Here is a 14667-nt window from a genome sequence, read left to right as displayed (position 1 = left end):
CCATTTTTAGATACCCATTCTGTAACATTGCCTCATAATATATAGTGTAACAAAATTCCACATTTTTTAAGCTCAACATTTTTTACATTTTATTTAAATTTTCTGTTTTTTCTGTAGATTTCATCATTTGTTCTCAATTCAAAAAAAATACAGGCAGTGACGACTCCATGGATACATTCAAATCCACCCTCGTTACTTCCTGTATTTTTCATCTTTTTCTGTACAAAAGCTATTTTCAAGCACGAAGTACCCGCCCCGGTTTTTTACCGGTAAATACACCTTGATAAACAACCGGCACACCATTCACTAAGACATATTCAATACCTTCTGGCTTATTATCCGGACAGCCTTGATCTGGGAAAACCGCCCTGTCTTTAATCGTACTTAAATTAAAAATCGTCAGATCCGCATCCATGCCAATTTCAATCTGCCCTTTTTTGTCCAAATGAAACGTTTGCGCTGGTAGCAGCGTTGCTTTATAGATAGCTGCCTCCAGTGTTAAATCATGTCGTTCCCGCACCATTTCCTTAATATATTTTGGAAATGACCCAGCAATTTGCGGATGACCTTCGCCTGGCAGATATTGTCCTATATCCGTGGATGGCATGGCATAATCTGGTTTTAAAGCAGCATAAATTTGCGTTGCATCATTTGGCACGCAGCAAATGACTGAATCATTTGGATATTTTTGACGCATCAGACGATACAATTCAAGATTCAACCGCTGCCCTTTATACGGACCGCTCGCTGCAATCATATCCGAAAAACGTATTTCATTATCATTAATGGTCTGTTCATCGAACGTTGCAGTACCAATAAATGTAAGCCAGTCCATATACATCCCGCTGTCAATCTTAATATTGAGTCCGTCTTGTATTGCTTTTTCGATAATCTCTAAAGCATCTCTCATAATGCCTGAACCATATTGGTAAACAAAATGAGAAAACAATAATGTAACGCCCGTTCGTTTGGCAATCGACAACACTTCAAATAAAGAATATAAATCATTTTGCGTAAACAAACGCGTGTGAATCGGCATCACACGATCAAAATCGGCACAAATACTGGCGAGGGATGTAATTTCATCAAAGGATGCCCCCGGCGAATAGTCGAGACCGAATGAAATACCACAAGCTCCGGCATCTAATGCAGCACGAGCCATAGACTTCATCCTATCAAACTCGCAAGGCAGTGCCCTCCGATAAGGATTGGAAATTCCTGCCGCTTGACGCAATGAAAAAGAATGTCCCACCAGTTCACCCTGATTAATATAAAACGCAGCCTTTTCCTGGCAGTAAAAAAAATCATCAAAATCAATCGGACTTAGACCGCAATTGCCACCAATGCTTGTTGTAATTCCTTGGCAGGCAGATAATTCACCACTATAAAGATACCCATCAACATGTCCATGCACATCAATAAACCCCGGACTTACAATTAAACCTTGTGCATCAATTACGATAGAAGCAGTCAAATCATCCCCTGTAACACAGACAATTTCACCATCTTTAATTCCAATATTTGCAATTCGTTTTGTCTGTCTGTTTGTGTTAATAACCGAACCTTTGCAGATTACAACATCAAGCATGTTCTCACCTGATCTCCCCTACATCAATATAAAATTTCTTTAAATATTACCAGAGTAATCGCCACCGATTACTCCGCTTTTTTGATCAAGTGACTGCTGTTTCCAGAGCCTCAGCCAACGAAAAAGTTCATTGCGACCGAGTGGCTGCGGCATAATTATGTTCTTGGTAACTGTAATCTTTTCCGCCAAGCCGGTAAAAAACAAAGCAGCCTTGCTGTCCGGCTGCGAAACAAAGATTGTCTCACCCGCCAGTTCGCTATGCTCGAGGCGCTGATAATAATCCAAATAATCTAAGATAGTTAACTGTGTCGTCACTGCATATGCATCTAGCTGTGATCTAGTGGGATAACGATCCGCATAATTCACCAGCATTTGAATTGAAATCGGCTCATTGCGTCTTGCTTTTACAATTCCAGCAATAATACTATTGGCCGTAACAAATGATGTGACCGAACCATCGGTCACTACAATACAAGTATCCATGATTCCATCGCGCATTGGCAGGATATAGCCGGTACACGGAATATCCCCCGCAATATCATATATGATGTAATCTAAATCTAAAGCATCCGTAATCCCCTGCATCTCCATCATTTCATCAATAATTTGAATACCTCGCGCCATACAGCCTACCCCTGGTTCTAAACTACCAAGTTCTAAGCAATAAGCTCCCGAAGCAGTTTTTATAATATAATCAGCCAATTGAATCACATAATTTTTTCTGTATTCTTCCAGTGCTGGAACCGCATCTGTAAAACCACGGAGCAAAATCGTTGAGCTTAAACTGCTATCATTACCGATTTGCAATACATGGTATCCAGCTCGTACCAATGCTTCACTCAAATTTGCTGCAATGATCGATTTGCCTACACCGCCTTTTCCTAAAAAGCAAATTTTCTTCGCTTCTTTCATAAAGCCTGCCACCTTTGCTATGATCTTTTCTTTACTATAACATTCTATTATAGCACCGTCAATCAAGCATATATGTTTTATATGCAATATATGTTTTATCTTATCACTTTATAAAACAAAAAAGTTGCTGCCACTAACTATCTTGATTACAACAGATAGTTTGCTGTCAGCAACTTCTTGATCTATTTATTTTTGTCCATAATATGAATTTGCACCATGTTTACGCAGATAATGTTTATCGAGCAGCGTTTGCTGCATCGGCAATAAAGAAGGATTAAGCGTCATCGCCTGATAAGCCATAAATGCAACTTCTTCCAAAACAACTGCTTTTTTTACAGCAGCGATTGGATCAGGGCCCCAAGCAAACGGTCCATGTGAATAAACAATTACGCCTGGCACTTCTTCCATCATGCGCTGCCCCATAGTCTCTATGATTACCTTTCCGGTCTCTTTTTCATATTCTCCTTGAATTTCTTCATTCGTCATCGCTCTCGTACAAGGAATTGCACCATAAAAATCATCCGCATGCGTTGTCCCCAATGCCGGAATGCTCATCCTTGCCTGCGCCCAGGATGTTGCATAACGTGAATGGGTATGGACAATTCCGCCAATGTTTTCACAAGCTTTATACAGCTCAATATGAGTTGCTGTATCCGAGGATGGATTGAGTCGACCTTCGATAATATTTCCCTCTAGATCAACAACGACCATATCTTCAGCTTTCATTTTGTTATATTCAACTCCGGATGGCTTAATAACAATCAATTTGCGTGTTTCATCAATGGCCGAAACGTTACCCCAGGTAAAGGTCACCATTTTATATTCCGGCAGCATCATATTTGCTTCATAGACTTTTTGTTTAAGTTCTTCTAGCATCTAGCTTCACCCTACTCTCTTATTTCAATTTCCAAACAAGATCTGCCATGAGTAAATCCTGTTTAAATTGATCGATCTCTGTTTTTTCGCCAATATGCACAAATTCAATATCCATGATTTCGGCCCAATCTCGCAGCTGTTCTGCTGTTACACTGTAGCTAATTACACTGTGATGAGCACCGCCCGCTAAAATCCAGCTTTCGGCAGACGTTTCGAGATTAGGAAGTGGTTTCCACATAACTCTGGCCACTGGCAGATTTGGCATAGAGAGAATTGGCTTTACAGCCAGAACATCATTCACAATCAGACGCATCCTGCCACCCATATCTATCAAAGTGGCAGTAATAGCGGGACCTGTTTTACCTTCAAAGACAAGCCGTGCCGGAGCATCTTTTCCGCCGATGCCTAAATCATGCACTTCAATCCTTGGTTTATCCGCAGCCACACTTGGACAAACTTCCAGCATATGTGCCCCTAAAATAAGGCTTTCACCATGATCTGCATAATGATACGTATAATCTTCCATTAGAGCCGTGCCCTTATCATCACCTTGCGCCATGATTTTCATAACACTTGCCAAAGCAGCAATTTTCCAGTCACCTTCTGGACCAAATCCATATCCGGCAGCCGTTAGATCTTGTGTAGCAAGTCCCGGCAGCTGATCCATTCCAAACAAGTCTTCAAAATTATTGACAAAAGCATCAAACCCGCCTGCTTCAAGGAACGTTTTCATCCCAATTTCCATTTTTGCCTGATAGCGCACCGATGCAATATTATCTGTATGCATCGTGTATTTCTGATCATAGTCCTTCATGAGGACATCAATTTGACTTTCCGTGACTTTATTAATATATTGTACTAAATCCCCTACAGGATATGTATTGACAGCCCAACCAAGCTTGATCTGTGCTTCTACTTTATCCCCTTCCGTCACTGCAACGTCACGCATATTATCAGAGAAGCGTGCCACCTTCAGTTCACGGCTGCCCATGACGCCTATAGCAGTACGCATCCATCTGCCGATTTTTTCCTGAACGATTTCATCTTCCCAATAGCCTACGACAACTTTACGTGCCAATCGCATACGCGTACCGATAAAACCGTGTTCTCTATCGCCATGCGCGGACTGATTTAAATTCATAAAATCCATATCAATCCCTTCATTGGGAATTTCTCGATTAAATTGAGTATGCAAATGCAGATATGGTTTTTGCAGTTTTCCTAAACCGCGTATCCACATTTTTGATGGCGAAAACGTATGCATCCAAGTGATAATACCCGCACAATTTTTATCATAGTTTGCATCTTCAATCACCTGTTCAATAGCATCCGAAGTTGTCGCTACCAACTTAAACACAATTCGTGCTGGTATTTTTGCTGATTCATTTAACTTTGTTACAATCGTTTCCGAATGACTGCCTACCAAACGTAAAGTTTCTTCACCATAAAGATGTTGACTACCTGTAATAAACCAAAATTCTGCTTCTTTTAAACATTTCATAAAAATCTACCTCCTATTATTATGATACTAAAATTCAAAGTATCATTTTTATTGTAAAAGCATCGCTTAGCTGTTAAAAATTTCAGTTATTTTTAGCTTTTATTACATCTTTTTTTATCTTTTTAAGACGTTTCATCGCATTATTATCACCACGACCAAAATAATCATGTAAGATATCATATTCTGCATAAAGTTTGTCATATACTGCAGCACTAACCTGATTTGGGATGTAAACATCCTCACGAAGTTTTCCCATATCACGCGTTGCCTGGAATATATCGTCATACCCACCACATGTTTTCCCAGCAGCTACTGCTCCAAAAATTGCCGAACCTAATGCCGGACCCTGTTTTGAACCAGCAATTCTAACTGGCAGATTGATGACATCTGCATAGATCTGCATCGCCATAGTATTTTTTTGTGAAATACCCCCTGATGCATAAAATTCCTGAATTGGTACACCACTCTTAATAAAGGTTTCGATAATTTTCCGCGTGCCATAAGCCGTTGCTTCAATCAAGGCACGATACATTTCTTCTGGTTTCGTCTGTAGGGTCATCCCGAGCATAAGTCCCGTCAGATCAACATCGACTAAAACAGAACGATTACCATTCCACCAATCAAGTGCCACAAGTCCCGATTCGCCAGCATCCAGCATTGCTGCTTTATCCGTCAAATATTCATGAATATTTTTATGTTCTTTTTTAGCGGCTGCTTCATATTCACTGGAAACGCAATTTTTAACAAACCAGTCAAAATGGTCCCCTACACAAGATTGTCCTGCTTCATAGCCAAAAAATCCCGGTAATATTCCATCTTCAACAACGCCGCACATTCCTGGAACGATTTTTTCTTCAACGCCTAAAAGCACATGACAGGTAGAAGTTCCCATGATTCCCAAGATCTTGCCCGGCCCTTCTATCTTGACTGCTGGAATCGTTACATGCGCATCAACATTACCAATAGCTACTGCTGTCCCTGGCTTTAGTCCCGTAAGTTTGGCCATTGCCGCTGTGATTTCACCAGCTTTTTCACCAAGTGCTGTAACTGGACAGCTTAATTTGGTGGTAGTTATATCTTCTAAACGAGGATCAAGGGCTTTAAAAAAAGCCGGAGATGGATAGCCATCTTTTTTATTCCACATCGCTTTATATCCCGCTGTACAGGAATTACGAGACTGTACTCCCGTCATCTGCCAAATAATCCAATCGGCAGCTTCAACAAAATAATCCATCGCCGCATAAATTTCTGGAGCTTCATCAAGAATTTGCCAAATTTTAGGAATTGCCCATTCCGATGAGATTTTTCCACCATATCTGTTCAGCCATGACTGCCCCATCTTGGCTGCAATCTCGTTGAGTTGATTCGCTTTATCCTGCGCTGCATGATGTTTCCATAGTTTCACATAAGCATGTGGCTGACTGCGATATTCAGCGAGAAAACAAAGTGGTGTTCCATCCGCTTTAACTGGTAAAACCGTACACGCCGTAAAATCAGTACCGATTCCAATAATATCATCTGGGGAAACACCTGTTTTTTTGATCAATTCCGGAATCGTATGCGATAATACATCAATATAATCTTGCGGATCCTGCAAAGCCCAATCCACACCAAGTTTTGTTCCGTCTGGCAACTGCTTATCCATGACTGCATGGGGATAGTCAAAAATACAACTCTCTAATTCTTTGCCTGTACCTATTTCCACTAAAACCGACCTGCCAGAAAGTGACCCAAAGTCCACACCGATTGAATATTTTGGCATGTATACCCCTCCTAAAAATTTATGACTCATCTTATTTTCTAAATATTATGCCCAAATCGAATAATCCAGTCACTATATTATTGAATATTCTTATTTTTAAGACTATTCAATAATATAGTGACTCTTTGCAATAACGACGCTTCTTCACTCCCCATTTCTACTTCAATTTATCAAAACTGTATGTTGAAATTTCATAAATCATACAACTAAGCTTATTTATCATACAAGTTCTATTGTTAGTATACTATTTAAAATAAAATTTTTCAATATTATTTTACTAAAATTTTAGAATTATCAATTTATTTAAAATGCTTTTCTGTTTCTCTGTCATAAATAAAAACAAAGAGACTCCGTACGCAATTATTGCTCACGGACGGAATCTCTTTCAATGAGTTCTGGTTTAAACTTTACAGTCATTTCACATTGTTCTTTATGGATAATTTTCATAAGATTTTCAGCAGCCACGCGGCCTAATTCTTCTTTTGGATGCGTAAAGGTAGTCAGTCCAACAGGTCCCAATGTTGCCAAATTGGAGTTATCAAATGAAATAACCGATAGATCTTCTGGTACTGATTTGTTGTTTCGTGCTAACAAATCCATCACCCGTAAGGCAATTTGATCATTATAGCAAATCACGGCACTGCAGCCATCGAGACGTTTCAAAATACGCTGCTCAAAATTTTCAACTACGTCACTATCTAAATCTTCCGTCGTAAACCAGACGATACTGTCTTCTTGCAGTAAAACCTTATTTTTTTTCAATTCACCCGCACATCCAGCATAACGAAGATGTCCCTGGATATCATCCGCTTTAAATATGCCCGCTACACGTGTATGATTTTTCTCCATCAAGTAATCTACCGCCGCTTTCCCGCAGGCATAATCATCCATAGCCACATAAGGAAAGCTCAGTCCCTGATAACAAGCATGGATAAATACACAGGGAATGCCCTGACGTTTAATCTGCTTATAAAGTTCTGCATTCAAGTTTGGCAGACCACTTTTTGTCGGCTCAACAATAAGTCCATCAACGCCTTTTTCGAGCATAGCTTCCAGAATTTTCATTTCGTTCTCTACTTTATTGTATGTAATAGCCAATTGCATTGAGTAATTATTATTTGTAAGAACCTGATCGATGCCTCGTATAACCCGCGGAAATAGATAATCATCCAAATATGTTGTAATAACAGCAATATTCATTGTAACAGCTCGCTGCACAATTCGAGTTGACGCCACATACGTTCCACTACCGCGTCGTCTTTCCAAAATACCATCATTTTCTAAAATACTCGTTGCCTGTCGCACAGTCTGGCGACTCAAAGAAAAAGCTATACTGAGTTCATTTTCCGACTGAAGTCGATCCCCTACGGCGAGAGCTTCTTCGGCAATCTGCTGTTTAATCCAATTAACAATTTTCAAATATTTCGGTTCACTTTTCTGCACTGCCATACAAATCACTCCATTAGTTTTCCAACTATTTTGTCTTTTTATAAAATCACAAAATTTTATGCTAAAGTTGTTCTTATGTTCAACTTTAGCATAGGCAAGACTTCATTGCAATATAAATCATACAAATAAGATTAATTTGTATGATTTGTCTCAATTTAAAAAACAATATCCTTTGATAGTTGTATTTTTTACTAAAAGACTTTGCTGCAGCCTGCAAAAAAGACCGTTCCTTAATATTATCTATTCTGGGCTGAACAGATATATATTGAGGAACGGTCTTTGCCTAAGCACAATTATCAATCACTATGTACGATCAGTCTGTAAACAAAGCAGTTGATAAATACCGTTCGCCGGTATCAGGTAAAAGTGCCACAATCGTTTTCCCTTCATTTTCCGGACGTTTAGCAAGTTCCACAGCTGCGGCAAAAGCTGCACCGCAGGAGATACCAACGAGTACGCCTTCTGAATGACAAAAATCACGAGCAAATTTAAAGGCCACTTCATTATCAATCGTTATGATTTCATCATAAATTTTAGTATTTAATGTATCCGGTACAAAACCTGCACCAATTCCCTGTATTTTATGTGGACCGGCAACGCCTTTTGACAATACCGGTGATGTTGTAGGTTCAACTGCCACAATTTTGATCGCTGGGTTTTGCGATTTCAAATATTCCCCAACACCAGTCAATGTTCCACCAGTACCAACACCAGCAACAAAAATATCTACTTTTCCATCTGTATCCTGCCAAATTTCAGGACCTGTAGTTGCTTTATGAGCAGCTGGATTTGCCTGATTTGTGAACTGGGATGGAATATAGGAATGTGGTGTTTCTTTTGCCAGCTCTTCCGCTTTTGCAATTGCACCTTTCATACCTTTTGCACCATCCGTCAATACAATCTGAGCACCATATGCCTTAAGAAGATTTCTTCTTTCAATACTCATTGTTTCTGGCATTGTAAGAATCGCTTTATAACCACGAGCTGCTGCTACGCTTGCTAAACCAATACCGGTGTTACCACTCGTTGGTTCTATAATGATGGAATCTTTATTGATGAGACCTTTTTCTTCTGCTTCATCAATCATTGCTTTTGCAATACGATCTTTTACACTACCTGCCGGATTAAAATATTCCAATTTAACTAAAATTGTTGCTTTAAGATCATTTTTTTTACTATAATTTTTTGCTCTTAATAAAGGTGTACCTCCAATAAGATCTGTGATGCTTTCATAAATTTTTGCCATGTTGAATCCCTCCGCATATTATTTTTTATCTCGACTACTAAACTCGAAACGCAAATGTTTCGCTCGAATTATTTCGTAAAACATATATGATTAATATGCTTACATTGTATACCCCTTTACCGATCCTGTCAATACTTTTTCGGAAAAATGTCAATAACATACTCCTTAACTATGTTATTGACATTATACTTCAACTTATATTATAATGAAAAACATATAGTATTAGTATGAAATGGGTGGTTATTCATGAAAATTTCTGCAAAAGGACGCTATGGTCTTGCCGCCATGTCACATATGGCACAAAACTATCAAACAGGCAGCCCGATTACCATTATTAGCATTGCTGAAAAACTTGGTATTTCGAAGATTTATCTTGAACAAGTTTTTTCACTGCTCAAAAGATCTGGTCTGGTCAATTCAATAAAAGGTGCGCAAGGCGGCTATCAATTGGCTTTAGCACCAAATAAAATCACCGTATATGCGATATTGGCCGCTATTGAAATCGCATTAGTGGAAACAACTGAAAACACGGTCAAAGAGCAAGCTCCATCACTCGACGCAGCGCTTCGTATCACTGTATTCAATGTCATTGACCGCAATCTTTCTGAAACATTAAAACAAATATCACTAAATGATATTATCAATGAAGCAGAAAAACAAAAACCAATCGATGATTTTATGTATTTTATTTAAAAAGGACTGAAACATATGAAAAAAGATACACTCTGCATTCATGCAGCAGCCATTGAAAACAACCCGACCCGAGCAATCAGTATGCCGATTTATCAATCAGCAACGTTTGTTCACCCCGGAGTCGGTCAGACTGCCGGTTATGATTATTCACGCCTGCAAAACCCAACCCGTGAACACTTAGAAAAAACGGTTGCTCATCTTGAACACGGTTTGGACGCAATGGCGTTTTCCACGGGTATGGCAGCACTTACTATGTTAATGGAACTGTTCACTCCAGGTGATCATATCATCGCCTCGAACGATTTATACGGTGGTTCACACCGCCTGTTCGATCATATCTCCACAAAAAACGGTCTTTCTTTTAGTTCAATTGATACGTCCGATCTAGCTCAGATCGAACAAAATATCAACCCCAGCACAAAAGCAATCTATATTGAAACACCAACCAATCCGATGATGCATGTTACAGATATCAAAGCTGTTTGCGAAATCGCTAAAACACATAATTTGCTTGTCATCGTCGATAATACCTTCCTTACACCTTATTTTCAGCAGCCACTCAGCCTTGGTGCTGATGTTGTTTTACACAGCGGAACGAAATATTTGGGTGGACACAATGATACCCTGGCTGGTTTTCTCGTCGTTAATGATGCTGAACTATCAGCCAAATTACGGTTCATCTATAAGACGGTTGGCTCTTGCTTAGCTCCCTTTGACAGCTGGCTTTTATTGCGGGGCATAAAAACATTAGCAATTCGCATGGAAAAACAACAAGAAAATGCTTTGCAAATTGCAAATTGGTTAAAAAAGCAGCCAAAAATAAAAAAAGTATATTATGTCGGTTTACCAGAACATCCCGCTTATGAAATTTCAACCCAACAAGCTTCAGGCTATGGTAGTATGATCTCATTTACCGTTGATCAAGAAAAAACGGCCTGTCAGCTATTAGAACATATTAAAATCATTCAATTTGCTGAAAGCTTGGGCGGTGTAGAAACACTCATGACCTATCCAATGATGCAAACCCATGCTGACCTGCCGCAAGCAGAACGTGAAGCAAAAGGGATCAATGAATGTCTCTTAAGATTATCGGTTGGTATCGAAAATGCCGCCGATCTCATTGCCGATCTCGAAGCAGCCTTTATTTAATTTCAGGAGGACTACATATGAACTATAACTTTGATAAGATTATTGATCGAAAAAATACGAATTCTTTAAAGTATGACTTTGCTGTAGAACGCGGCAAACCCGCAAATATACTGCCGCTTTGGGTAGCCGATATGGATGTTATGGCTGCCCCTGAAATTATCGCCGCCATAACCGCCGGCTGCCAGCATGGTATTTTTGGATATTCAGATGTCAAACGTGATTATTTTCTAACAATTGCTAAATGGCTGGATGAATCTTTCAACTGGAAAGTCCAAGAAGACTGGCTTATTAAAGCCCCCGGGGTTGTTTTTTCCATTGCCATGGCCATTCGGGCTTTCACAAACCCCGGTGACAGTATACTCATTCAGAGACCCGTCTATTATCCCTTTTCACTGACAATCGAAGATAATGATCGACGGCTAGTCAATTCACCGCTCATTTATAAAAATTTTCATTATGAAATGGACTACACGGATTTCGAAGAAAAAATTATTCAAAACAACATAAAACTCTTTCTTCTCTGCAGCCCACACAATCCCGTTGGCAGAGTTTGGACAAAAGAGGAACTCATTCGCATTGGTGACATCTGCCTAAAACATGATGTCTTAATTTTAGCTGATGAAATACATCATGAATTTGTTTACAGCGGACATAAGCACCATGTCTTTGCTGATTTAAAACCTGAATACTTAAATCGTACTATCACTTGTACAGCGCCGAGTAAAACATTCAATCTAGCCGGTTTACAAGTCTCACATATTTTTATTGCTGACCAAACATTACGAAAAAAATTCAAAAAAGAAATTGATAAAACCGGGTATTGTGAGTTAAATTCGTTAGGATTGATTGCGGCAAAAGCAGCTTATGAACATGGTCGAGATTGGCTGAACCAACTAAAAGTATATCTGGCAGAAAATCTTCGTCTGAGTCGTGACTTTATCGAAAAGGAACTCCCCGGTGTTCGGCTCGTCGAACCAGAAGGCACTTATTTGATCTGGCTTGATTTTTCTGCACTGGGTCTATCGCCGGAAGAGTTGGATCAAAAGATCATCCACAAGGCTGGTCTGTGGCTTGATCGTGGCCCGATGTTCGGTCCTGAAGGGGCAAATTTTCAAAGAATTAATATCGCCTGCCCCCGTGCAACGCTCACGCAGGCTTTGCAAAATCTAAAAAACATACTCGAATGACGTCAAAATTTTCACAACCATATAAATAATCTATTCTCTAGTTGTGTGACATCTTGCGAAATTTGTCTTAACAAATTTTCTTTTTTAGTGTATAATAAGTATATAGCAAGGTGTTCCGCAATTTTGATGGAGGTATTTTGTATGTTGATCGACAACGTCTATGTTACTATCGAGGACGGTCAACTGGAAAAAAGTGAAATTCAATATTATATAGAAAAAATCAAAAAGCATTCCAAAGGCAAGGAGCTTAAAAGTATAGATTTTAAGCTTACTGACGATTATGTGGATCTTAGATATGCATTTCACTCTATTCCATTTGAACGAATTCGTCGCGTAAATATCACAACATTTAATTCAAATCGTTGTGTCGTTTAAAAAGCAATTTTTGTTTTTTATTGACACTTTGTTTTTTATTCTTAAAAATCGAATAAAGCAGGGCATAAAATCCATCTGGATTTTATGCCCTGCTTTATTTTATTGACTAACTCTTTTATTCTAATGTAACAGCCGCTTTATCTTCTGTCTTGGCACGCAGCAATTCTTTCACGCAGTGAAAAGCAACCGATGCCGCTAAGGTCATCAATGCTAAAGCCAAAATAAGCTGCAATCCATCAATCATAAAAACAAAACCACCGCTGACAAATAACTTATTATAAATGCCATAAACGGCTTGCAGTAACGCCGTGAAAGTAACCAGAAACATAACCGTCATTGGCACGTAAAGCATCCAGCCCTGGCGCCCGGTTGTTTTTAAAAACACGGCTAGGCCAATCAGCACCAATGCACTCAATAACTGATTCGCTGCACCAAACAGCGGCCAAATATTCATATACCCACCCAAACATAATAAATATCCACAAAACAAGGTGATAATAGTTGCAAAATATTTATTCGTACAAACACGCTGTACCCATGTGACTTCCCCTTGTGTTTCACTCATAAAAAGTTCTTGGAAAGACATCCGACCGATACGAGCAACGGAGTCAAGTGACGTCATTGCCAGTGCTGATACGCACATCGTCATAATACAGCTAGCAATGCCGATTGGCAGTCCAAACATCGATAAAAATCCAGCTACTGCATTGGAAAAAATCTGAAATGGCGTGCCTTCCGGTAATACACCATTTGTTGCTGCCGAACAAACTACAACTAAAGCAACAATTCCCAGCAAACATTCTACCAGCATCGCACCATAACCAACAAACAGCATATCTTTTTCGTTGCGAATCGTTTTAGAAGACGTACCTGATGAAACCAAACTATGAAAGCCCGATACAGCACCACAAGCAATCGTAATGAAAAGCATTGGAAAGAGCATTTTCCCATTCACTTCAAAACCAACAAATGCTGGCATCTGGAGCGTTGGATTTGCTACAATCACCCCGATAACTGCTCCCGCAATCATACCTAGCAATAAAAAAGAACTAAGATAATCACGAGGTTGCATCAAAAGCCACATTGGCATAACTGATGCCGCAAAAATATAAGCGAAAACCACATACAGCCAAACCGTTTTATCAAAATACAATGGATAGGCAATACCAGCTGCGAGCATCACAAGAATCAAAATAATACCAACAACAAATTCAAGTTTTTCCGATGGTTTAAATCGTTTAATAAAGAGTCCAAATAAAATGGCTACAAAAATATATAACATTGAAATGGATGCAGCGGCAGCATTTGGTGTCGCCAGCGAACCATCTTTGGCAAAACCATTAAATGTATTGGCTACAATATCGGCAAAAGCAGCAATAACCAGTAGCGTAAAAAGCCAGGAAAATAATAAAAATAACCGTTTTCCCATTTTGCCAATATATTTTTCAATAAGAACCCCCATTGATTTGCCATCGTTTTTAACAGAGGCATAGAGTGCTGTAAAATCTTGTACCGCACCAAAAAAAATGCCCCCAACTAAAATCCATAACAATGCTGGCAGCCAGCCAAACATGGCGGCAATAATCGGTCCAGTCACCGGTCCTGCACCCGCAATTGAAGAAAATTGATGTGTAAACACCGTGATTTTTGAAGCTGGTATATAATCCTGACCGTCCTCAAATTTATAAGCAGGCGTTTTCGCCTTCGGATCAATGCCCCATATTCTAACGAGCCACCTGCCGTAACTGATATAGGCACCAGCTAGTATAACGATACCAATTCCTACAATGGTTAAACCATTCATAAATAAGTCCCTCATTTCTTTCTATAATTCTAGAATAATAGCTGCAGATAAATCAGGTGATGTAAATAAATAAATGCAAAAAAAACCTTCCTCTCCATAAATTCCATGAAGACGAAGGCGACTCC

General features: G+C 39.3%; 12 protein-coding genes. 4 read left to right on the top strand and 8 right to left on the bottom strand.

The window, feature by feature from the left end; all coding sequences use genetic code 11:
• Nucleotides 1-235: 235 nt before the first annotated feature.
• From F606_RS0100125 to cysK, 7 genes are all read right to left on the bottom strand, one after another.
• A complete protein-coding gene (locus tag F606_RS0100125; RefSeq protein ID WP_019551819.1) occupies nucleotides 236-1588 on the bottom strand; it encodes an amidohydrolase family protein in 1353 nt (450 codons plus the stop codon).
• A 39-nt stretch (nucleotides 1589-1627) separates the two neighbouring features.
• Complete coding sequence (locus tag F606_RS0100120; protein ID WP_019551818.1) at nucleotides 1628-2500, bottom strand: nucleotide-binding protein; 873 nt, start codon at nucleotides 2498-2500, stop codon at nucleotides 1628-1630.
• 186 nt (nucleotides 2501-2686) lie between these two features.
• Entirely contained in the window at nucleotides 2687-3376 is a 690-nt protein-coding gene (gene araD / locus F606_RS0100115) for an L-ribulose-5-phosphate 4-epimerase (protein ID WP_019551817.1), read from the bottom strand.
• A 19-nt stretch (nucleotides 3377-3395) separates the two neighbouring features.
• Nucleotides 3396-4877 (bottom strand): L-arabinose isomerase, encoded by a 1482-nt coding sequence (gene araA, locus F606_RS0100110; RefSeq protein ID WP_019551816.1) that lies wholly within the window; start codon nucleotides 4875-4877, stop codon nucleotides 3396-3398.
• Nucleotides 4878-4959: 82 nt separating this feature from the next.
• The gene (gene araB, locus F606_RS0100105) at nucleotides 4960-6639 is read right to left on the bottom strand and encodes a ribulokinase (RefSeq protein ID WP_019551815.1); all 1680 of its coding nucleotides are present in this window, start codon (nucleotides 6637-6639) and stop codon (nucleotides 4960-4962) included.
• A gap of 360 nt (nucleotides 6640-6999) precedes the next feature.
• The gene (locus tag F606_RS0100100) at nucleotides 7000-8088 is read right to left on the bottom strand and encodes a GntR family transcriptional regulator (RefSeq protein ID WP_019551814.1); all 1089 of its coding nucleotides are present in this window, start codon (nucleotides 8086-8088) and stop codon (nucleotides 7000-7002) included.
• Nucleotides 8089-8401: 313 nt separating this feature from the next.
• The gene (gene cysK / locus F606_RS0100095) at nucleotides 8402-9334 is read right to left on the bottom strand and encodes a cysteine synthase A (protein ID WP_019551813.1); all 933 of its coding nucleotides are present in this window, start codon (nucleotides 9332-9334) and stop codon (nucleotides 8402-8404) included.
• A 246-nt stretch (nucleotides 9335-9580) separates the two neighbouring features.
• Here cysK and F606_RS0100090 point away from each other — a divergent pair, with 246 nt between their 5' ends.
• From F606_RS0100090 to F606_RS0100075, 4 genes are all read left to right on the top strand, one after another.
• Complete coding sequence (locus F606_RS0100090) at nucleotides 9581-10027, top strand: RrF2 family transcriptional regulator (RefSeq protein WP_019551812.1); 447 nt, start codon at nucleotides 9581-9583, stop codon at nucleotides 10025-10027.
• A gap of 15 nt (nucleotides 10028-10042) precedes the next feature.
• Nucleotides 10043-11176 (top strand): trans-sulfuration enzyme family protein, encoded by a 1134-nt coding sequence (locus tag F606_RS0100085; protein ID WP_019551811.1) that lies wholly within the window; start codon nucleotides 10043-10045, stop codon nucleotides 11174-11176.
• 17 nt (nucleotides 11177-11193) lie between these two features.
• Nucleotides 11194-12363 (top strand): MalY/PatB family protein, encoded by a 1170-nt coding sequence (locus F606_RS0100080; protein ID WP_019551810.1) that lies wholly within the window; start codon nucleotides 11194-11196, stop codon nucleotides 12361-12363.
• Nucleotides 12364-12504: 141 nt separating this feature from the next.
• Complete coding sequence (locus F606_RS0100075; protein WP_019551809.1) at nucleotides 12505-12738, top strand: hypothetical protein; 234 nt, start codon at nucleotides 12505-12507, stop codon at nucleotides 12736-12738.
• 115 nt (nucleotides 12739-12853) lie between these two features.
• Here the strand turns inward: F606_RS0100075 and F606_RS0100070 are convergent, their stop codons facing one another.
• Nucleotides 12854-14542 (bottom strand): carbon starvation CstA family protein, encoded by a 1689-nt coding sequence (locus F606_RS0100070; protein ID WP_019551808.1) that lies wholly within the window; start codon nucleotides 14540-14542, stop codon nucleotides 12854-12856.
• Between the last annotated feature and the right edge of the window lie 125 nt (nucleotides 14543-14667).

It is taken from the genome of Propionispira raffinosivorans DSM 20765 (assembly GCF_000381065.1).
GTDB lineage: Bacteria > Bacillota > Negativicutes > Selenomonadales > Selenomonadaceae > Propionispira > Propionispira raffinosivorans.
This window is presented reverse-complemented; position numbering and strand designations above follow the sequence as displayed.

Coding starts and splice junctions, on each gene's coding strand:
- F606_RS0100075 (WP_019551809.1), top strand. CDS start 12,505: ATGTTGATCGACAACGTCTATGTTACTATCGAGGACGGTCAACTGGAA.
- cysK (WP_019551813.1), bottom strand. CDS start 9,334: ATGGCAAAAATTTATGAAAGCATCACAGATCTTATTGGAGGTACACCT.
- araB (WP_019551815.1), bottom strand. CDS start 6,639: ATGCCAAAATATTCAATCGGTGTGGACTTTGGGTCACTTTCTGGCAGG.
- F606_RS0100085 (WP_019551811.1), top strand. CDS start 10,043: ATGAAAAAAGATACACTCTGCATTCATGCAGCAGCCATTGAAAACAAC.
- araA (WP_019551816.1), bottom strand. CDS start 4,877: ATGAAATGTTTAAAAGAAGCAGAATTTTGGTTTATTACAGGTAGTCAA.
- F606_RS0100120 (WP_019551818.1), bottom strand. CDS start 2,500: ATGAAAGAAGCGAAGAAAATTTGCTTTTTAGGAAAAGGCGGTGTAGGC.
- araD (WP_019551817.1), bottom strand. CDS start 3,376: ATGCTAGAAGAACTTAAACAAAAAGTCTATGAAGCAAATATGATGCTG.
- F606_RS0100070 (WP_019551808.1), bottom strand. CDS start 14,542: ATGAATGGTTTAACCATTGTAGGAATTGGTATCGTTATACTAGCTGGT.
- F606_RS0100090 (WP_019551812.1), top strand. CDS start 9,581: ATGAAAATTTCTGCAAAAGGACGCTATGGTCTTGCCGCCATGTCACAT.
- F606_RS0100080 (WP_019551810.1), top strand. CDS start 11,194: ATGAACTATAACTTTGATAAGATTATTGATCGAAAAAATACGAATTCT.
- F606_RS0100100 (WP_019551814.1), bottom strand. CDS start 8,088: ATGGCAGTGCAGAAAAGTGAACCGAAATATTTGAAAATTGTTAATTGG.
- F606_RS0100125 (WP_019551819.1), bottom strand. CDS start 1,588: ATGCTTGATGTTGTAATCTGCAAAGGTTCGGTTATTAACACAAACAGA.